General features: G+C 61.0%; 16 protein-coding genes. 7 read left to right on the top strand and 9 right to left on the bottom strand.

The genetic code is table 11. The features are described 5' to 3' along the window. Positions 1-44 precede the first annotated feature (44 nt). A complete protein-coding gene (locus tag KQ661_RS03145; protein ID WP_216679314.1) occupies positions 45-632 on the bottom strand; it encodes a YfbK domain-containing protein in 588 nt (195 codons plus the stop codon). 33 nt (positions 633-665) lie between these two features. On the opposite strand from KQ661_RS03145, the gene KQ661_RS03140 reads away from it, so the two are divergent. Next, complete coding sequence (locus tag KQ661_RS03140) at positions 666-1,115, top strand: TonB family protein (protein ID WP_216679313.1); 450 nt, start codon at positions 666-668, stop codon at positions 1,113-1,115. A gap of 61 nt (positions 1,116-1,176) precedes the next feature. On the opposite strand, the gene KQ661_RS03135 is transcribed toward KQ661_RS03140, so the two are convergent. The 3 genes from KQ661_RS03135 to KQ661_RS03125 all read right to left on the bottom strand — a co-directional run bounded on the left by KQ661_RS03135 (position 1,177) and on the right by KQ661_RS03125 (position 5,159). Further along, entirely contained in the window at positions 1,177-2,262 is a 1,086-nt protein-coding gene (locus tag KQ661_RS03135; RefSeq protein WP_216685628.1) for a proline iminopeptidase-family hydrolase, read from the bottom strand. 92 nt (positions 2,263-2,354) lie between these two features. Next, positions 2,355-4,622 (bottom strand): transferrin receptor-like dimerization domain-containing protein, encoded by a 2,268-nt coding sequence (locus KQ661_RS03130; protein ID WP_216679311.1) that lies wholly within the window; start codon positions 4,620-4,622, stop codon positions 2,355-2,357. A 153-nt stretch (positions 4,623-4,775) separates the two neighbouring features. Further along, positions 4,776-5,159, bottom strand: coding sequence for a dodecin family protein (locus KQ661_RS03125; RefSeq protein ID WP_216679310.1), 384 nt, complete (start codon positions 5,157-5,159; stop codon positions 4,776-4,778). Between the two features lie 198 nt (positions 5,160-5,357). Here KQ661_RS03125 and fumC point away from each other — a divergent pair, with 198 nt between their 5' ends. The 6 genes from fumC (at position 5,358) to KQ661_RS03095 (ending at position 9,601) form a co-directional block, all read left to right on the top strand. Then, on the top strand, positions 5,358-6,758 hold the full coding sequence (gene fumC, locus KQ661_RS03120; RefSeq protein WP_216679309.1) for a class II fumarate hydratase: 1,401 nt from the start codon (positions 5,358-5,360) through the stop codon (positions 6,756-6,758). 148 nt (positions 6,759-6,906) lie between these two features. Continuing rightward, positions 6,907-7,500: a GNAT family N-acetyltransferase gene (locus tag KQ661_RS03115; protein ID WP_216679308.1), complete on the top strand. Its 594-nt coding sequence runs from the start codon at positions 6,907-6,909 to the stop codon at positions 7,498-7,500. After that, entirely contained in the window at positions 7,493-7,894 is a 402-nt protein-coding gene (locus KQ661_RS03110) for a diacylglycerol kinase family protein (protein WP_226915701.1), read from the top strand. The genes KQ661_RS03115 and KQ661_RS03110 overlap by 8 nt, the downstream gene beginning before the upstream one ends. A gap of 96 nt (positions 7,895-7,990) precedes the next feature. Next, the gene (locus KQ661_RS03105) at positions 7,991-8,449 is read left to right on the top strand and encodes a DUF6970 domain-containing protein (RefSeq protein ID WP_216679307.1); all 459 of its coding nucleotides are present in this window, start codon (positions 7,991-7,993) and stop codon (positions 8,447-8,449) included. Between the two features lie 85 nt (positions 8,450-8,534). Next, complete coding sequence (locus KQ661_RS03100; RefSeq protein WP_216679306.1) at positions 8,535-9,026, top strand: DinB family protein; 492 nt, start codon at positions 8,535-8,537, stop codon at positions 9,024-9,026. A gap of 50 nt (positions 9,027-9,076) precedes the next feature. Next, positions 9,077-9,601: a gluconokinase gene (locus KQ661_RS03095; RefSeq protein ID WP_216685627.1), complete on the top strand. Its 525-nt coding sequence runs from the start codon at positions 9,077-9,079 to the stop codon at positions 9,599-9,601. Positions 9,602-9,715: 114 nt separating this feature from the next. Here the strand turns inward: KQ661_RS03095 and KQ661_RS03090 are convergent, their stop codons facing one another. The 5 genes from KQ661_RS03090 to KQ661_RS03070 form a co-directional block, all read right to left on the bottom strand. After that, on the bottom strand, positions 9,716-10,552 hold the full coding sequence (locus tag KQ661_RS03090; protein ID WP_216685626.1) for a DUF4382 domain-containing protein: 837 nt from the start codon (positions 10,550-10,552) through the stop codon (positions 9,716-9,718). Between the two features lie 259 nt (positions 10,553-10,811). Then, positions 10,812-12,356 carry a TolC family protein gene (locus KQ661_RS03085; protein ID WP_216679303.1) on the bottom strand — a complete coding sequence of 515 codons (1,545 nt, stop codon included), beginning with the start codon at positions 12,354-12,356 and terminating at the stop codon, positions 10,812-10,814. Between the two features lie 128 nt (positions 12,357-12,484). Then, positions 12,485-13,849, bottom strand: a complete 1,365-nt coding sequence (locus KQ661_RS03080; protein WP_216685625.1) for an HlyD family secretion protein — start codon at positions 13,847-13,849, stop codon at positions 12,485-12,487. Further along, complete coding sequence (locus KQ661_RS03075; RefSeq protein WP_226915700.1) at positions 13,842-14,855, bottom strand: ABC transporter transmembrane domain-containing protein; 1,014 nt, start codon at positions 14,853-14,855, stop codon at positions 13,842-13,844. Before KQ661_RS03075 ends, KQ661_RS03080 begins: the two co-directional genes overlap by 8 nt. A gap of 230 nt (positions 14,856-15,085) precedes the next feature. Next, complete coding sequence (locus KQ661_RS03070; RefSeq protein ID WP_216685624.1) at positions 15,086-18,112, bottom strand: AsmA family protein; 3,027 nt, start codon at positions 18,110-18,112, stop codon at positions 15,086-15,088. Positions 18,113-18,451: the final 339 nt, after the last annotated feature.

Below are 18,451 nucleotides of genomic sequence, written 5' to 3'. Positions count from 1 at the left end.
TGTCCTGGCCCCGGGCTCCGTCGGCCAGCTGCTCCGGTGGCGGCCTAGGTGGCGGTGCCGCGCTGCTCGCTCTGGCGCAGCAGCATGCCGAACTGGACCACGGCGGCGGCAAAGCGGAAGTCGGGCGAGGCTTTTTCGATGGCCAGCGCGGTGCCGGCCAGCGGCTGGGCCAGGAGTTTACTGGCGCTGCCCTGCGGCTCTTTGTGGCGCAGCTTCACGGTCAGTACGTCGTTGGTGAGGAACCGCTGCATGGTGGCGGTGGTGGGCTGGGCGGGCTGGTATTTCAGGTCGTCAATCAGCGGCTGAGCACTGCCCGCAGGCACTATTTCGTAGAGGGCCGTGACGGTGTGGCCCGCGCCCAGCTCGCCGGCATCCTTGCGGTCGTTGTTGAAATCTTCGGCGGCCAGCAAGCGGTTTTCGTAGCCCACGAGACGGTAGCTGGCCACGCGGGCGGGGTTGAATTCGATTTGCAGCTTCACATCCTTCGCCACGGTGAAGAGCGTGCCGCCAAACTGCGCCACCAGCACCCGGCCAGCCTCATCGAGGTTATCGAGGTAGGCATAGTTACCGTTGCCTTTGTCGGCCAGGGTTTCCATGCGGCTGTCGCGCAGGTTGCCGCGCCAGCAGCCCAAGCCACCGTCAATTCCACGGCAGAAACCGCCGCGATGCTGACTAAAACGACCTCGGCCGATACGCTGGCCAATGCCAAAGCAGCGCGGGCCAGCCGGACACTCGCTGCCAAATCCAAGACCATTGCCGCCAATCAATTGACGGGCAATACCGCTGGCGCAAGCGTGATTAATACGCCCATGCCGGCCACTCCAACCTTCCAGCCCGCGCCGGTGGGCGGCACGCCGGCCCTGCGCAGCTACCTGCACCGCGAGGCCGCCGCGTTTGAACCCGGGGAGGGCGAGCGCCCCCTCAATGGCACGGTGCGCCTCCGGTTCATGGTGAGGGCCGATGGCAAAATCAGCAACCTGAAAGTGGTCGGCGGCCTGCGAACAAACTATGACAACGAGGCCCTGCGCATGGCGCGCGAGGGCCCGACCTGGCAGCCGGGCATTGCCGCCGGCCGCCGCGCCGACCTGCCCATGGAGCTAACAATCACTTTTTAAGGTTGTTGCACAGCATTTGCTCCGGTCCGACCGCCTGGGGCAGTCGGACCGGAGCAACTGGCTACAGGGCGGCGGCGGGCTGCACGGTGCCGGCATCCGCCGCTTTCAGGAACTTGATGAGGCCGGTGAAATAGGTTTGCTGGTCGTCGTACATGCTCATGTGGCTGCCTTGGGGGCAGATGAGGGAGTTACCCTTTTGCACCTTGCTGGCAATCATGCGCATGTGTTCGGGGTCCATGGTGTCGTATTTGCCGCCGATGCTGAGGACCGGCACCGTGAGCTTGGGCAGGTCGGGAACACGGTTCCAGTTCAGGAGCTTACCGGACACACCGAACTCGCTGGGCCCCTGCATGGTAACGTAAAGCGACCGGTTCATTTTGCTGAACGAGCGGTTCACCGGCTCGGGCCACTGGTCAAGCGGAATGCGGCAAATGTGCTCAACGTAAAAGTTGGGCAGCAGCAGCTCCATGTAGCGGGGGTTTTCGAAGTCCTTTTTGGCTTCAAGCTTGCGGATTTCGGCCAGCACTTCCGGTTTCATCTGCTTGGCCAGCACGTTATCGGCGTATTTCCCGTAGTCCGGGATGCTCATCATCATATTCGAAATGATGAGGCCTTTCATGTTTTGCTGGTACTTGAAGGCGTATTCGGCGGCCAGAATGCCGCCCCAGGAGTGGCCCAACAGGTAGAAATTGGTCTTGTCGAGCTTCAGGGCCTGGCGCACCTGCTCCACTTCCTCCACGTAGCGCGGCAGGCTCCACATGGACGTATCCTTGGGATTATCGGAATTGCCGCAGCCCAGTTGGTCGTAATAAATGAATTCGATGCCTTCCTTCGGCAGGAAGTTTTCGAAGCACTCGAAATACTCGTGCGTAGCCCCCGGCCCACCGTTCAGCAGCAACACCTTGATTTTGGGGTTGTTGCCATACTGCTTGGTCCAGACGTTGAACTTGCCCTTGGGCGTCGTTATGGGAATCATCCGCACGTTGCCGTCCTGCACGCCGGTTTCGGGGTTGTCGAAGTAGCTGGCCAGGGTGGCCGAGGCGGTAGAAGTACCGGTTTCAGCACTGGCATTAGGCTGGCTGCAGCTCGTAGCAAGAGCGGCGGCGAGCGCCAGAGCGGCCAGACAGGGGAGGGTAAAAAGCTTCATTGGACAGGGAGATTGGGTATTTTGAAAGAACAATCAGGTCAGAACCGTCCTGCTGAGCTTGTCGAAGCAGGACGGCCAAGTAAAGTCTTTGACTACTGGGCCGGGCCAGGGCTGGCCACCGCCGTTGCCCGGCTCACCTGCGTCGAAAACCGCTCTATGGCCGCGGCGGTGCGCTTTATCTGCTCGTCGGCTTCGGCCCATTTGCGCTCCTCCACGGCCTCGCGGATGCCGGGCAGGGTTTTCACGCCGTAGCCCGTGTAAAAGCCTGGGGCGTAAATCTGGTGGCGATACCAGGGGCGGCGGGGGAGGCCCTCGGCGCTCATCAGCTGCTGCTCGGCTTGGTAGAGGAGCTGGTCGAGCTCTTTCTGACGGGCGGCGGGCAGGGCGGGATTGGCTTTGCGGGCCTGGGCGTAGGCCTGGGCGCTTTGCTCCAGCTTCACCAGCGCGTTGTCGAGAGGGGCGAAGTTGAGGTAGGGCACCGCGTCTTTGGCCGTGGGCGGCAGCAGGGTTTTAGTGGGGTCAGCCACGGCTTCGTAGCGTTTTTCGGCCAGCAGCTTGGTTTGCTTGTCGGTTTCGGTGCGCATGGTTTCGGCCAGTTGCTTCACCTCGGTGCCGTATTTGGCCACGGTGTTCGAGAAGTTCTGGAACTCGAAGGGCAGCACGTCGGCATCAGCCAGGCGCAGCACGCAGCGGCCCATGGTTTGGGCCAGGGCCACGCCGTAGGCAAACGTGGGGTCTTTGAAGCGGGTGAAGTCGTCGAACGAATCGAAAATAGTGTGGTATTCGCCGCCCTGGCCTTCGCCGCCAAAGCCCACGTTCATCGACGGAATACCCAGATGCTGGATGTAGGGCGAATAATCGGACCCCGCGCCCAGCGCCCCAATGCGCAGGTCGGGCCGGTCGCGGGCATCCTTCTGGACGTCGGGGCTGCCTTCCACCAAATCATAGGCCCGGCGGCGCTCGATGATGGACAGACCGGCCTTTTCCGGGTCGGGCACATCGCGGCCCACCTGGTTGAAAAACTTTTCCAGCGTGTGCGAACCCGCCACGCCCAGGAAGCCCCGGTCGCTGTTGTCGGTGTTCAGGTAAGCCACTACGTGCGCCTGAATGGCCTTGGCGTTGGTTTCGGCCCATTCCGTCGAGCCCAGCAGGCCGGGCTCTTCGCCGTCCCAGGCGCAGAACATAATGGTGCGCTTGGGGCGCCAGCCGGTTTTCACCAGCTCGCCCAGGGCACGCGCCTCTTCCAGCTCGGCCACCATGCCGCTGAGCGGGTCGTTGGCTCCGTTCACCCAGGCGTCGTGGTGGTTGCCGCGCATTATCCACTCATCGGGCAAGGTGCTGCCTTTCAGCGTGGCGATGACGTTGTAAACCGGCTCCGTTTTCCAATTGAAAGCCAGCTGCAAATGCACTTTGGCCGGGCCAGGCCCGAGGTGGTACGGAATGGGCAGCGCCCCGCGCCAGTCGGCCGGAGCCATGGGCCCGGCCAGGGCGGCCAGCAAGGGCTGCGCATCGCCGTAGGAAATCGGCAAACACGGAATTTGTGTGATTGTGGGGGCCGTTTTGTAGTCGAGGCGCTTGGCGTTTTTGGTCGAGCCGTAGCCGGGCGTGAGCGGGTCGCCGGGGTAGGTGGGCATGTCGAGCACCGAGCCGCGCTGGGCCCCGGTTTCGGGCTTGAAAGGGCCTTTGGGGTACACGTCGCCCTGCCCGTAGCCGTCATCCTTCGGGTCGGAGTAAATCAGGCAGCCGATGGCACCCTTTTCGGCCGCCACTTTTGGCTTGATGCCGCGCCACGAGCCGCCGTACTTGGCAATCACGATTTTGCCCTTCACGTCGATACCGCGGCGCTCCAGCTCCTCGTAATCCTTCGGCACACCGTAGTTCACGAACACCAGCTCGGCGGTCACGTCGCCGTCTCTCGAGAAGGCATTGTAGGTAGGCAGCTGCTCGGCCGTCTGGCCCGAGGTGGCATCTTCGGCCACGGGTTTTTCTGTCAGGCCAGCCACGTAGCGAGTGGGGGCCACCAGTTCCAGCACCCGCAGCTTGGGCGTGGGAAACAGCACGTACGACACGTCGATGCGGGTTTCGTAGCCCCAGCTGCGGAACAGGCCGGCCATAAAATCGGCGTTGTCCTTGTCGTAGGGCGAACCCACGTGATGGGGGTGGGCAGCCATGCGCTTCATCCATTCGCGCAGATTATCGGCCTTGAGCTGGGCATCAAACTGCTTTTCGAGCTGGTACTCAGTGGCGACGTGGGTGGGCTCGAAACCCAGCAGCGGCTTGGTTTCGAGCGGGGCAGTTTGGGCGTGGGCGGCCGTGGCCAGCAACCCGGCGGCCAGCAGAAGGGTGTAGCGTTGCAGCATATTATCAATCGGGAAGAATGAATTTGGGCGCCGCATCTCGGCGTCTCGTAGGCCGGCACAAGGTAGGGCCCGCCAGCGGTTTGCGCCGCACCCGACCGAACGCAAAAAAGGCCACCCCAGGGCGGCCTTTCTAAACTTGAGCGAAATACCGACCTAGCCGCTGTAGCCGCCGCCACTTTCGGGCTCGGTGGCGCTGCCGTTTTCGGGCTCGGTGGGAGTGGGCAGGTCGGGCTGGGTGGGCAGGTCGAGGTGGCTGTAGTCGGGCGCGCCGTTGCCGGCCGGCTGGGGCATTTCATCGAAGGTGCGCTCAATGTCCGTCATGTCGAACTCCTCCACGGGCGTGCCGAAGCTCACTTTGGCCGTGATGCGGTATTCCACAATGCGGTTGTCGCGCACCTTGCAGCTCTGGTCCTTCACGTAAATGGAGGTGATGTTGGGCACCGAGCTGCTCAGGGTTTGTACGGCGCGCTGGAGGGCATCTTCGAAGCTCTTTTCGGACGAGGCCAGGATTTCAATAACTTGTTTGATGGAGGACATTCTTTCTTAATATGAAAATGTGAAGATATGAAAAGGGGAGAATGCTCTGCCGTTTTCCCGGTGAGTGTACGCTGGCAACAGCTTTTCAGCCATTCGGGGCGCAGTAAGCGGTGGGTTTCCAACGTGGTGTACTTTTGCAAGCTGTTGACACCGAATTCTGCACTTCTTCACATTCCCCCATTTTCACATTAAGAAAAAATGGCTTTCCGCACCGAAAAGGATACCATGGGCACCGTTCAGGTACCTGCTACCGCCTACTGGGGCGCCCAAACCCAGCGCAGCATCGAAAATTTCCCCATTGCGCAGGACATCAACCGGATGCCCAAGGAAATTATCGCCGCCTTCGCCTACCTCAAGAAAGCTGCCGCCCTCACCAACCGCGACGCCGGCATCCTCTCGGCCGAGAAAGCCGAGCTGATTGGCAAAGTGGCCGACGAAATCCTGGCCGGCCAGCTCGCCGACTCGTTCCCGCTGGTGGTGTGGCAAACCGGTTCGGGCACCCAGAGCAACATGAATGTGAATGAGGTGATTGCCTACCGTGGCCATGTGCTGCAGGGCGGCCAGCTCACCGACGAAAAAAAGGCCCTGGCCCCCAACGACGACGTGAACAAGAGCCAGAGCTCGAACGACACGTTCCCGACGGCCATGCACATCGCGGCCTATAAAATCCTGACCGAGCTAACCATTCCGGGCATCGAGAAGCTGCGCGACGCGCTGAAAGCCAAGTCGAAGGAGTTCATGCACATCGTCAAAATCGGCCGCACCCACTTCATGGATGCCACGCCGCTCACGCTGGGCCAGGAGTTTTCGGGCTACGTTTCGCAGCTCGACCACGGCCTACGGGCCATCAAGAACACGCTGGCGCATTTGAGCGAGCTGGCTCTGGGCGGCACCGCCGTGGGCACGGGCATCAACACGCCCAAGGGCTACTCCGAGAACGTGGCCAGGCACATTGCCGACCTCACGGGCCTGCCTTTCGTCACAGCCGAAAACAAGTTTGAGGCCCTGGCCGCCCACGACGCCATCGTGGAAGCCCACGGCGCCCTCAAAACCGTGGCCGTGAGCCTGATGAAAATCGCCAACGACATTCGCATGCTCAGCTCCGGCCCCCGCGCCGGCATCGGCGAAATCGACATCCCGGACAACGAGCCCGGCTCCAGCATCATGCCCGGCAAGGTGAACCCCACCCAGTGCGAGGCCATGACCATGGTAGCCGCCCAGGTAATGGGCAACGACGTGGCCATCACCGTGGGCGGCTCAATGGGTCATTTCGAGCTGAACGTGTTCAAGCCGATGATGATTTACAACTTCCTGCACTCGGCCCGCCTGATTGGCGACGTGTGCGTGAGCTTCACCGACAAGTGCGCCGTGGGCATCACTGCCATCCTGCCCAACATCAAGAAGCACGTCGATTCGTCGCTGATGCTCGTGACGGCCCTCAACCCACACATCGGCTACTATAAGGCCGCCGAAATTGCCCAAACGGCCCACAAAAACGGCTCGACGCTGAAGGAAACCGCCATCAAGCTCGGCTACGTGACCGGCGCCGAGTTTGATGAGTGGATGAAGCCCGAGGAAATGGTGGGCGAAATCAAGTAGCCCGCCAACCACCCCCGTCATGCAGAGCGCAGCGAAGCATCTTTACCGCAGCAGTAATCATTTTTACTATTGCAGTAAAGATGCTTCGCTGCGCTCTGCATGACGGGGAGGGTGGCTTTTCTTTTTAACCCGTCATCTTTGCACTCCCATGGATTTCTCTGCTCAAGTAGTACTCGAAAATAACCGCGTCCGGCTGCGCCCGCTTGAGCTCACCGATTTTGAAGCCCTCAAGGCCGTGGCTTTTGATGCCGACATCTGGAAATACACCCTCACGCGGGGCGACGATGCCGTGAGCCTGGCCGCTTACCTGCGCCAGGCCGTGGAAGCCCGCGAGCAAGGCCTGCGCTACCCCTTCGCCATCATCGACCGCGAAACCGGCGAGCTGGCCGGCAGCACCAGCTACTACAGCGTGGTGGAGGGCGACCAGCGCCTCAGTATCGGCTACACCTGGGTGGGCACCAGGTTCCAGCGCTCGGGCCTGAACCGGGCCTGCAAGCACCTACTGCTCTGCTACGCGTTCGATACGCTGGGCTGCGAGCGGGTGGAGCTGGAAACGGACTCGCGCAACAATAAATCGCGCACGGCCATGGCTCGCATGGGCGCTACGGAGGAGGGCACCTTGCGCAGCCACCGCCTCACGCAGGGCGGCGTGCGGCGCGACACGGTCATTTTCAGCATCATCCGGCCGGAGTGGTCTGGCCTGCGCAAGACTGTTTTCAACGATTTTGACGGCCGTGGCTGAGCTTAACTCACAGGCCCCAGACCGGCTGCGCCCCCCGGAAGGGCTGTGGCGGCGGCGCGTGGCCAGCTTCGGCCACGCTGGGCGCGGCGTATGGACGGCGTTGCGCTCCGAAGTGCATCTGCGCTTTCACGCGCTGGCTACCGTGGTGGTTATCGGGCTGGGGTTTTATTGCCGCATCACCCGCCTGGAATGGGCGCTGGTGGCCATTTCGGTGGCCAGCGTGTGGGCCGCCGAGCTGGTGAACACCGCCATCGAAGCCCTCACCGATTTGGTCTCGCCCGCCTACCACCCGCTGGCTGGCAAGGCCAAGGACGTAGCCGCCGGCGCGGTGCTGCTGGCCGCGCTGGGGGCCCTGGTGGTAGGGGCGCTGGTGTTCGGGCCGCACTTTTTTTAATGCCTGATTACGGGCCTTCGCTCAACTATTGGCCGCGCCGGGCGTACCCATAGCAGCCCCCGCCTGGGGGCCAGCCACGCTTCTTTCTTAAATCCTATGCGCTTGCTCTCTTTTGCTGCCGCTTTGCTTCTCACGTCGGCTTGCGCCCACCAACAGGTGAGCGTGACCACGCCCACCACGCCGCCGGCCAGCGGCAGCGTATCGGGCACCGACACGCCCGCCCCCACCAGTGCCAACACCGTGGACCCCGTGAGCCGCTACGTGCCCGAATCGGACACCACCGCCCGCCCGCAGTGGCTGAAGGCGCGCATTGCCGCCGTACTGGCCGAGCGCAAGCGCAACCCCATCACCCGCATTATGCGCTACCAGTACGAGGGCAAAACCGTGTACTACCAGTCGGCCCCGTGCTGCGACCAGTACTCGCAGGTCTTCGATACGAAAGGCAAGCTCATCTGCCAGCCCGATGGCGGCATCACCGGCAAGGGCGACGGGAAATGCCCCGATTTCGAAAAAAACAAATCCAACGAAAAAGTGGTCTGGCAGGACCCACGGTAGGGTTAGGAGTTAGGAGTTGAGAGTTGTCGGTTGGACAAGTCGTGACCTCAACTCTTAACTCCTAACTTTTAACTCTTAACTCATTATGATTAACACGATTGCCAAGCTCGGCGCTTTCAACGTCTGGGCCAACGAAACGCTATTGCGCCGCCTCGACTCGTCGGTGGCCGCCGGCCAGCAAGCTCCCCAGCCGGCCCTGCGCATCTTCAGCCACCTTATCAATGCCCAAGCCATCTGGATTGCCCGCCTCTCCGGCACCCCAAGCCCCCTGAAAGTATGGCAGGAGCACGACCTGGCCGGCCTGCACCACTGGCACGAGCAAACGTCGGCCCGCTTCGCGCAGCTGTGCGAAACCACCGACGAGGCCGAGCTGACCCGCCACATTCAGTACACCAACTCGCAGGGCGACGCCTTCGACTCGCAGGTGAGCGACATCCTGACCCACGCCGTGACGCACGCCACCTATCACCGCGGCCAAGTGGCCACCAAAATGCGCGAAGGCGGCCTGGAACCCGTCAATTCCGACTTCATCACCTACTGCCGCGAGATGAGCGGGCAGGTGCAGCCGCAGCTGTAAGCCGCAGCTGTAAGCCGCAGGCTTTCCTTTTTTCACCTTAATCTCTGGGTATGGTCTGCATCATCATGGGCGTTTCGGGTTGCGGCAAAACTACGGTGGGCCAGGAGCTGGCCCCGCCGTTCGGGCTGCCATTCTACGATGCCGACGACATCCACCCGGCCGCCAACATCGATAAGATGAGCCACAACATTCCGCTCACTGATGACGACCGGCGCGGCTGGCTGGCCACTCTGGCCACCAACCTGGGCCAGTGGGAAGCCACCGGCGGCGCCATTCTGGCGTGCTCGGCCCTGAAGGAAAGCTACCGCACCACCTTGCAAGGCGGCGTGAGCAGCCCCATCCACTGGGTGTTTCTGGACGGCCCGCGCGAATTGCTACTCGAACGCATGGGCGGCCGCAAAGGCCACTACATGCACCCCGAAATGCTCGACTCGCAGCTGGCCACACTGGAGCGCCCAGCCTACGCCCTAAAACTGTCCATCACGGCCACGCCGGAGGAGTTAGTGCAGGAGATTGTGGCCGCAAAACAGCAGGATGCTACTTTCGGCACCAAGCCGGCAGCGCAGCCGGCATAGTCTGAACAACGCTATTTCCAGGAACCAAAATAGGCTGCCCCATGGGGCAGCCTATTTTGGTTAAAGCAACTACAAAATCCGTGAAATCAGCTAAAATCCGCGCTAATCCGTGGTCTAGTTAAGGCTGGTAGTGCCCAGCAGCGTTACCTGGTCGTTCACCACCGTTATGCCGGTGCGCACCACGTTGCGGTAGGCCGGCTGGCCCGTGAGGGCCGTGGTGCTGGGGAAATATTCGACGCGGTAGGTACCCGCCGGCAAGCCGCCAATCTGATACGCGCCCGAAATATCGGCCGAAGTGCTCACCGTGTCGGGCCCGAGGATGGTGCTGCGGATGGCCAGAATCTGGGGACGGGCCGCCGCCGTCACCGTGCCGCTGATGCCCCCGCGCAGGTCCTGGGCAATTACCCGAATAACGGGCTTGAGCAGGTACCGCTCTTTTTTGTCGTTGCCGGGCTTCCAGCCACCGCGCTCCACCACGGATTTGGCCACGTCGAAATCGAGCAGCAGCTGGAAGGTTTCGCGGGTTTTGAGGGTAGCTTTTTCCAGTTTTAGCTTCACGCCCGAGGTCTGGCCGCTGGGCGTTTTCAGGTCGTATTGCTGGCCGTCGCGGCCCACCACGTAGCTGTTGGGCCCCAGGATGAGCCGAATTTCCTTGAGGTCGCCGGGGGCGAAATCGTCGCTCACCAGCAGGGCCGAGCGGCCGTTCACGTAGTCGAGCACGTTGATGGCCTGCGGGCTGAAGCCGAGGGTTTTCCAGCCGTCCGGGTCGCCCTCATCCTTGAGGTGCACTTCCACCTGGCGCACGTCGAGCACCACGCTCTGGAAGTCGCCCGGAGCATCCGTCAGCCGCACTTCCAGCTTGGCGGTATCAGCATTTTCGGAAGTTTTTGAGCAACCGGCAAGGCCCAGCAGGGCAGCGCAGGCAAACGGCAGGAGACCGCGGTATTTCATACGTTTACAAATTAGTTTATTGTTGAATTAATGCAATTATTAAGCTAACAATTAGGTTAGCGAAGCGTATACTTCAATAATACGACCAAAGTTTCCTCATCCTGCTTATCAGGCTCACTTACCAGCCTTTACTACCTGATACCCAATGCCTGAAAAGCCTGTCGGCACCCTTCTGGTATCCTGACAGGCTGATTGCCTATTCCCAACAAAAACTGTAAAACCAATAAATTCGATTCTGGATGGCGTGCCCGCCGCCTGCCTACCGTGCCGCCGCCAGCGACTGCATACCGGCGTAGTAGTACAGCTCGGCCCGCGACTTCTCGTAGCTGGCCCGCAGGCTTTCCTGCTTAATGCGCAGGTCGATAAGCTTGGTTTCGCGGGCGTTGATGAGGAAGATGGTGCTTTCGCCCAGCTCAAACTTCTGCAGCTCGGCTTGCAACAAAAGGCGCTGGTTGGCAATGGTTTGGGCTTGCAGGGCCAGCTGGCGCTCGTAGGCCCGTAGGGTATTGAACACAGTGTTGACCTGCGTGACGATGGTGCGCTGGCTCTGCTGGCGCTCCAGGGCGACTTCCTTCAACTGAATACGGGTGTATTGCAGCTTGCCGCGCTCGGCGCGTAGGAACAGCGGAAAGGCAAAATCGACGCCCACCTTATAGTTGTCGCGGCCGAAATTGTAGGCGGCGGGCACTTCCGACTGGTAAAAATTACCCTGGCTCAGCAGCACGCCGCTCACGTTGAGCTTGGGCTTCAGCATTTCGCGGCGGTACCGCTCCTCAATGCCCAGCTGGCTGATTTTGGCTTCGAGCTTGCGCAGCGTGGGGTGCTGGGCGGCGGCAAAATCGGCGAGGCGGGCCAGCTCGGCGCGGCTCACACTGTCGAGCGATGGTACCTGGGGAATAGCGTAGGCGGGCAGCTCGGCGGGCTGGCCGGCGGGCGTCCAGAGGTGGTTGGAGAGGATGAGGCGGGCGTTTTGCAGGTCTACGCGCAGCTGCTCGGCCTGCACCTGGCGGTCCTGCACAGTAATCTGGGCCTCTACCGAGTCGATGGGGGCCTGGTCGCCAATCTGGGCGCGGCGGACGGTACCCTGGAAGCGCCGGTCGGCTAGTGCCACGCCTTCCTCAATAAGGGCGGCCTGCCGGAAGGTGTAGTACCAGTTCCAGTAGTCTTTGGCGGCCTGCAGCCACACTTCGTTTATCTGCTTCACGCGTTCGGCTTCGGCAGCGCCTTGCAGCACGCGGGCCTGGCGCAGGGTGCTGCGGCGGGCGTCAATCAGCAGCCCCGCCCCGATAGGTACCGATAGGCCGATACCAGCCAAGCCTTGGCCGGAAGTGCGGCTTTCGGGATTTACGTAGGTGCCCACGTAACGGTCGTAGCTGGCTTTCAGATCGATGCCGCCGGGCCAGAGCGGGATTTTCAGCTCGTTGCCCCAGTTGTTGTAGTAGTCGGTGCCGCCAAACTGCTTGCGGTAGAAATCGGCCCCCAGCTTGGGGTCGAAGCCGCCCCGGGCCTGCAGCACCTGACTGCGGGCCTCGTCGCTGAGCAGGGCCGCCTGCTTCACGATGGGATGGTTGGCAAATACCAGGTCGGCCAGGTTTTGCAGCGAGAATACCCGCGCCGTATCGCCGGGCGCAGCAATGCTCAGCTGCGTGGTTTGCAGGGGTGCTTTTTCCAGCCCCGCGCGGCGTTCGGGCAGGGCAGGGGTTTGGGCGAAGGCCGGGGTAGTGCAGGCGGCCAGCAGCAGCCAAAGCAGCCAGCGGCTACTGCGTTGGGGTTGGGAAAGCCTGTTGGATATGAATGATAACATCTTGATTTATAGAATTCGTATTGCGCGACCGGTTCACCTCACCCCTACCGGGCACGGCCCCTAGCCCCCGCTCCCGTGGAGAGGGGGCTAACATGAGAACCTAACGGCTCTGGGGGTAAGGAGTGAGGTTACTTCCCGCCTTTCACCGGCGTCACGTCGGGCTCGGTGTCCAGCGTAGGGGGGAAGCCGTTGAGCTGCCGCCAGATTTCGTACCATACGGGCACCGAATCAAGAATGACCCAGCCCTGCACGCCCGAACCCAGGCGCAGCTGACGCGGCCAACGCTTGTCGCCGGCCTGGGGCTGGGCGGGGCGCACCAGCAGGCGGTACTTGCCGCCGCCGCTGCTCACCACGTCAATCACCGATACGAGGCCACCGAACGTGCCCACGGCCGCCGAGGGCCAGCCCGAAAACTGAATGGCCGGCCAGCCATCAAATTGCAGCCGCACCTGCCGTCCATGCTGAATGAGCGGCACATCCATGGCCCGCACGTACATCTCAGCCGCCAGCAGCGGCGAGTCGGGCTGCAGCGTGGCAATGGATTCGCCCTCCTTGATAGTCTCGCCGATGCCGGCCTTCAGGGCCCGCACGATGTAGCCCGTCTGGGGCGCCCGCACCACGTATAGGCCGCGCCGGACCATCACGTTGCCGATTTTGTTGCGTAGCGCGGCCACTTCGCCCTCCGAGCTGGCCTGGCTCGACACGGCCGAGCTACGGTCCGACATCGTTTTGGCCAGGTCCTGGCCGTATTTGGCGCGCAGGTTCGATAGTTCGATGCTGGCGTTGGCCAGGCTTTGCTGGCTGCTGGCCAGCTTGTTGCGCTGGGCCGTCACCTTGGCTAGGTCTTCCTGCAGCTTCAGGCGGCGGGTTTCAATGTCAGTGAGCGAGAACAGACCGTTTTTGTAGCCGTCCTCGTAGCGAACCAGGCGGGCCTGGCTGGTCTGGTAGAAATTCTGCACGGCCACAAGGTCGGCGCGGTCGCTGGCCAGGGTATTTTCAGCCTGCTCCACACGGTTGCGAGCCGATGATAGCTGCACTTCCAGGGTGGTGCGCAGCGCGGCCAGCTGCTGGTTGGTGGCATTAATTTTGGCGGTGTTGGCGGCCACGTTGCCGCGCTTGGCGGCCAGCTGCTCGCTCAGGCGCTCGGGCAGGTTGGGGTCGAAGTATTCATCCTTTATTTCGGAGATGGTGAGCAGCGTATCGCCCTTGCGCACCAGCTGGCCCTCGCGCACGTTCCAGTGCTCGATGCGGCCGGCAATCTGGTTCTGCACGTTCTGGGGGCGGTCCTGCGGGGTGAGGGCCGTGAGCGAGCCCGCGCCGTAAATCGTCTGCCGCCAGGGCAGAAACAGCGCAATCAGAAACAGGATGCCTACCACCAGCAGGATGCGGCTCAGCCGGCGGCTGCCATTGGTACGCAGCAGCTCGGGGCGCGACTGCCGAGGCACCTTTTCCCAAACTTCTTCGGGTACGTGCTGGTTTGAAAGATTAAGCATGACCGATAGGAGCGTGTTGAAGGTCGAGGGGCAGGTCGGTGACGGCCGCCATTTTTTCCACCCCCGTCAGAATATCGAAAATGGTGCCCACGCCCGTCATCAGCTTCTCAATCGAGCCGCTGATTTGGACGATGAGGACCTCGGCGGCCACAAACTGGCCCAGCGTCATCTGGCGCGATACCACGAACAGCGTGCCCGCCACCAGCAGCCCCGCCGTGAGTACCGTGCGCAGGGCCGTGGCGTAGCCGTAGTACGTCTTCAGCACATGAAAGTGGGCATTGCGGGCGTGCAGGTAGCTGGCGGTCAGCTCGTCGGCCCGGGTCAGGGCCTCGTCTTGCTGGGCGTGGCTGGCGCGCACTTCGGGCAGGCGGCCGGCCACTTGCTCCAGCCAATCCACCAGCTCGTATTTGTAGGCCGATTCGGCAATGCTGGTGCGCAGCGCGCCCCGGTAGTTCAGGGCATAAATGAGGAGGAGGGCAATGATGGTGAACAAACCCAGGGCAATAAAAATGGGATGATAGAATGCCAGCACCAGCACCCCAAACAGGATTTGCATGCCCGCAAACATCAGGTCAATCAGCAGCTTGGTGAGGCCCTTCTGCACCGTGAGCACGTCGAAAAAACGGTTCACCAGCTCCTGCGGGTTCTGGCCTTCCAGGGCTTCGGGCTTGATGCGCGGCAGGCGGTAGGCAAACTCAATGGCCGCCTTGGCAAACAGGCGCTGCTCAATGGCCTCCACCATGGTGAGCTGCCCGATAAGCAGCACGCTGGCCAGCAGCACCCCGCCCACCACCACGGCAATGAGCAGGTAGGTCGAGCCGAACACGGCCCCCGTCGAAACCAGGTTGAAAACGGCCTGCGTGCCCAGCGGCAGCGACAGACTGACGACGCCCGCCACCACGGCGTACCAAATGATGTGGCGAATCGTATTGCGCTCGGTATCGAGCATCCGCATCAGCCGTTGCCACGGCGTGGGCGGCGGAAAAGCACCAGCATGTGAAGCCATTAAGAGGGGTAAAAAAGTGGAAGTACGTGCGCGCAGCCCGGAGACCGGGGCTGCAAAATTCATTCCTTAAATTAGCGTTTCAATATCTTTGTTATGGGTTTTCGCCAAATTAATACCCTTTTAACCAGTCATTAATGCCGCTTTAATTTCGCCTCCCGCCCTTCACCGCGCACCAAAAAGCCGCCTCACAATCATTTCGAGGCGGCTTTTTAGTGCGTATTCCAACCGCTTTATTTTTTGGTAGTATCGGCGGGCTCCACCGGCTTGGGCTTGGGCTTCGGCTTGTTGAACAGGCTATTGAAGCCCTTCGATAATTGCTCCCGGGCCTTGTTGGCCGCGTCGATGCGCTGCTGCTGCTTGTCTTTGGCGGCTTGGGCGGCGGCCTCCTCGGGCGTCTGGCCGGCGCGGCGCACGCTGTCCTCCTTGCTCACGACGCGGGGCTTGACGCCCAGCAGGTCGAGGGCTTTTTGCTTGGCCACGTTTTGCACCAGGGTTTTGCCCTGGTCCTTCATGCTGCCGCTGGTAAGCTTCACCACCGGGCTGCTCACGGTGCCGCCAATGTTGAGGCCCAGCGTCACGCGGTCGGTGCCCTGAATGTTGCTCACGCCCGTGAGGCGCGTGAGCTGGCTGCTCATGGCCGTGCCCAGCTTGCCGGTGGGCACGTTCAGGGACGTGACGTACGAGAGCACTCCCGCCAGGCTGTTCGAGCCGCCGATGTTCATCTTCACGTCGCCGATGGTCAGGTCGAAGGGTTGCACCACTAGGTTGCCATCCACGATGTTAGCCTGGATTTTCTTGTCCACCACCAGCAGGGTTTTCAGCTCGGGCAGGGTGGTCAGACTGGCAATTTTGGTCATCACCTCCGATTGGTTGATGGCGGCCCGCACCACGTCGAACACGCCCTTGCCCGTGAGCGTGGCCAGGTTCGGGAACATATCCGGTCCCATCTCGCCGCTCACGTTGAACGTGGTGCCGAAGATGCCCTCCACCTGGCTGGCCAGCGGCACCAGCGTCTTAATGGTGTTGAAGGCCGAAAAGGCTTTCTGAAAGCTCAGGTTATTGATTTTCAGGCCGAAGTCAAATTTCGGGTGCGCCAAATCCTTGCTACTGTAGCTGCCCGTGGTGCCAAAGCTGCCCCCCAACGTATTAAACGTGAGGTTTTTGAGCGTCGCCGTCTGGTCTTTCACCGTCACAATACCCTTGGCGTCGGTCAGCTTCAGGTTGTCGTAGGTCACGTTGTCGACGTGGCTGTTCAGCACCAAATCGAAGAATTTCGGAATCTGCAGCACGCCGTTGGCCTTGGCCGGGGCCGCGCCGCCGGTGGCCGTGGGCTTGGCCGATACCTCATCCACCATCCACTCGTTCACGTTGAAATTGCGCGAGTTCACCGTCAGGTTGCCTTTCAGCGACTGCCCCGGCGTGAAGAGGTAGCCCAGGTAGTTGCTGATGGTGCCCGACGCCGCAAAGTCGGAGCTACCGGCCACGCCGTTCACGCCTTGCAGCGCAATCTGGTTGTTGTTGAAGATAGCCGTGCCGCTGCTGATTTTCACGCCCTGCGGTAGGTCCTTGCTCTTGTAGGTCACGTTGCTGGCCCGCACCGTGCCGCTGGCCACCACGTTCTGGTAGCGGCCGGCATCCACGTCGGCCATGTTGCCCTTGGCGGCAATGTCGCCGGCCACGCGGCCCGTCACGGTCATGCCTTTCAAGGGGAAAATCTTCGTGATTTTGGTCAAATCCACCGTGCCGCGCACGTTGGCGTCAAATACCGGCTTGTCGATATTGTGCGCGCTCAGGCGGCCTTCCAGCGGCTCGCCTTCCAGCACCATCTTAAACTGCGGCAGGTTTATCTGGGTATCGTTCACCTGGCCCGTGGTGTTCACCACCGTACCGCTCAGGTTAATGTTCTCAATCGGGGCCGGAAACTGGGCCGATTTCACGTAGCCGTTGGCCAGTCGAATGGCCGTGTTCACCACCGGCATCTGCGTTTTCGAGTAGATGCCCTTGGCCGTGCCGTCCACAAAAAACTGCCCGCGCATGGCCAAATCCTTCACCGGGTACACTTTCAGGGCCTCCTGAAGGTTCACGTTGGCCTTCACGCGGCCGTCCACCTTCATCGGGTTCAGCCCATCAATGGCCATATTGCCATCAATCGGGTCGGGGCCGAGGTCGAGGTGAAACTTCGGGATGTTGATTTTCACGTCATTGGTCACGCCCGTGGGGTTGTCCACCTTCATGGTCAGGTTGATGTTTTTGGCCGCCTGGGGCAGCTCGGGGTACTTGAACTGGCCGTTGGTCACGGTCAGGTTCACGCCGTAGCCGGGCAGGTGGTCGGCATTCTGCACGCCCTTGGCAAAGCCGTCAAACGCCACTTTGCCGCTGGTTTCAATGTTCTTAAACTTGTCGGTATAAGCGCCCGGCACCAGGCTGAGCAGGGTTTTGAAATCCGTTTCCAGCGCCTTGAAGGTAATGTCGTAGGTAATGTCCGTGGCATTGGGCAACCCAATGCCACCCGCGAAGCTGAACGGGAAGTCGTTGAGCTTAAATTTATTATCCTTGAACGTATACAGGCTCTTGTTCAGGTCCATGTTCAGGGTCACATCGGCGTCTAGCTTCTTATCCGTCACGTACGCCACGTTGTTGTAACTCATGTCGAGGTCGGTGGCGGTGGTCTGCGAAGTCATGTCGAACACGTTGCTAGCGAAGTCGCCGCTGCCGGTGTGGTTCACGCCCCGGGCCTCCATGCGGAAGGGCAGGGTCAGGTCCTCGTAACGCAGGTGGCCATCGGTCAGCTTCCACTTCTTAATGGCCAAGCTCACCTGGCTGGTATCCTGGCCCTTGGCCGCGGCGGCCGAGTCCGAAATTATCACGTCCCAGTTGGCCAGGCCGCTTTTCAGGCGGCGCAGGCTCAAGTCGGGCTGCTCCAGCTCCACGTTATTAATCTTGATTTCCTGGCCCCTTATTACCGTCATCACGTCCAGGCCCACGCGCAGGCTGGGCAGGTAGGCCAGCGTATCGCGGCTGAACGAGTCAAGCCCAATTATGCGCAGGTTCTTGATATCCAGCGTCAAATCCGGAAAGGAATGAAACACGCTCACGTCAATATCGGCCGGATTGTAGAGCACCTTGGCCCGCACGCGCTGCGCAATCTGCTTATCGGCCACGGCCCGCAGCTTGTCTTTAAACAGAAACGGAGCAGCAATGGCCGCCACCACCAGCACGACAACCAAGGCCAGCAACCCCAACAAAATCTTTCGCATAGCAAGTGCTTTTAGATGAATGAATTCCAACAAAGGTAAAACGCTGGATGTGCCACAATTTGAGGCAAAATCGACGAGCGGCCCGTTTTAATCGAGCGGTAATAACGGCGATAGGCTCAACATTTGGCGGCGATGCCACTCGGTTCGTCCTTCACCAAGACCAACTATTTAGGCTCTCCTATCAAAAAAGTGAAATTATTAGATTAGATTATTCATAAATAATTATCTAATTATTCTATAACAATTTCTGCACTATCTTTGGCCTGGGGTGAATAATGTTAATGCGGGAAAAATGCTTATATGCACAAACAGACGATTTGCAACAATGCGTCTTGGGAT

This window comes from Hymenobacter siberiensis (assembly GCF_018967845.1).
Lineage (GTDB): Bacteria > Bacteroidota > Bacteroidia > Cytophagales > Hymenobacteraceae > Hymenobacter > Hymenobacter siberiensis.
Note: the sequence above shows the minus strand (reverse complement) of the source record. Positions and strands in the feature narration are given on the sequence as shown.

Coding starts and splice junctions, on each gene's coding strand:
- KQ661_RS03140 (WP_216679313.1), top strand. CDS start 666: ATGCTGACTAAAACGACCTCGGCCGATACGCTGGCCAATGCCAAAGCA.
- KQ661_RS03135 (WP_216685628.1), bottom strand. CDS start 2,262: ATGAAGCTTTTTACCCTCCCCTGTCTGGCCGCTCTGGCGCTCGCCGCC.
- KQ661_RS03130 (WP_216679311.1), bottom strand. CDS start 4,622: ATGCTGCAACGCTACACCCTTCTGCTGGCCGCCGGGTTGCTGGCCACG.
- KQ661_RS03125 (WP_216679310.1), bottom strand. CDS start 5,159: ATGTCCTCCATCAAACAAGTTATTGAAATCCTGGCCTCGTCCGAAAAG.
- fumC (WP_216679309.1), top strand. CDS start 5,358: ATGGCTTTCCGCACCGAAAAGGATACCATGGGCACCGTTCAGGTACCT.
- KQ661_RS03115 (WP_216679308.1), top strand. CDS start 6,907: ATGGATTTCTCTGCTCAAGTAGTACTCGAAAATAACCGCGTCCGGCTG.
- KQ661_RS03105 (WP_216679307.1), top strand. CDS start 7,991: ATGCGCTTGCTCTCTTTTGCTGCCGCTTTGCTTCTCACGTCGGCTTGC.
- KQ661_RS03100 (WP_216679306.1), top strand. CDS start 8,535: ATGATTAACACGATTGCCAAGCTCGGCGCTTTCAACGTCTGGGCCAAC.
- KQ661_RS03095 (WP_216685627.1), top strand. CDS start 9,077: ATGGTCTGCATCATCATGGGCGTTTCGGGTTGCGGCAAAACTACGGTG.
- KQ661_RS03090 (WP_216685626.1), bottom strand. CDS start 10,552: ATGAAATACCGCGGTCTCCTGCCGTTTGCCTGCGCTGCCCTGCTGGGC.
- KQ661_RS03085 (WP_216679303.1), bottom strand. CDS start 12,356: ATGTTATCATTCATATCCAACAGGCTTTCCCAACCCCAACGCAGTAGC.
- KQ661_RS03080 (WP_216685625.1), bottom strand. CDS start 13,849: ATGCTTAATCTTTCAAACCAGCACGTACCCGAAGAAGTTTGGGAAAAG.
- KQ661_RS03075 (WP_226915700.1), bottom strand. CDS start 14,855: ATGGCTTCACATGCTGGTGCTTTTCCGCCGCCCACGCCGTGGCAACGG.
- KQ661_RS03070 (WP_216685624.1), bottom strand. CDS start 18,112: ATGCGAAAGATTTTGTTGGGGTTGCTGGCCTTGGTTGTCGTGCTGGTG.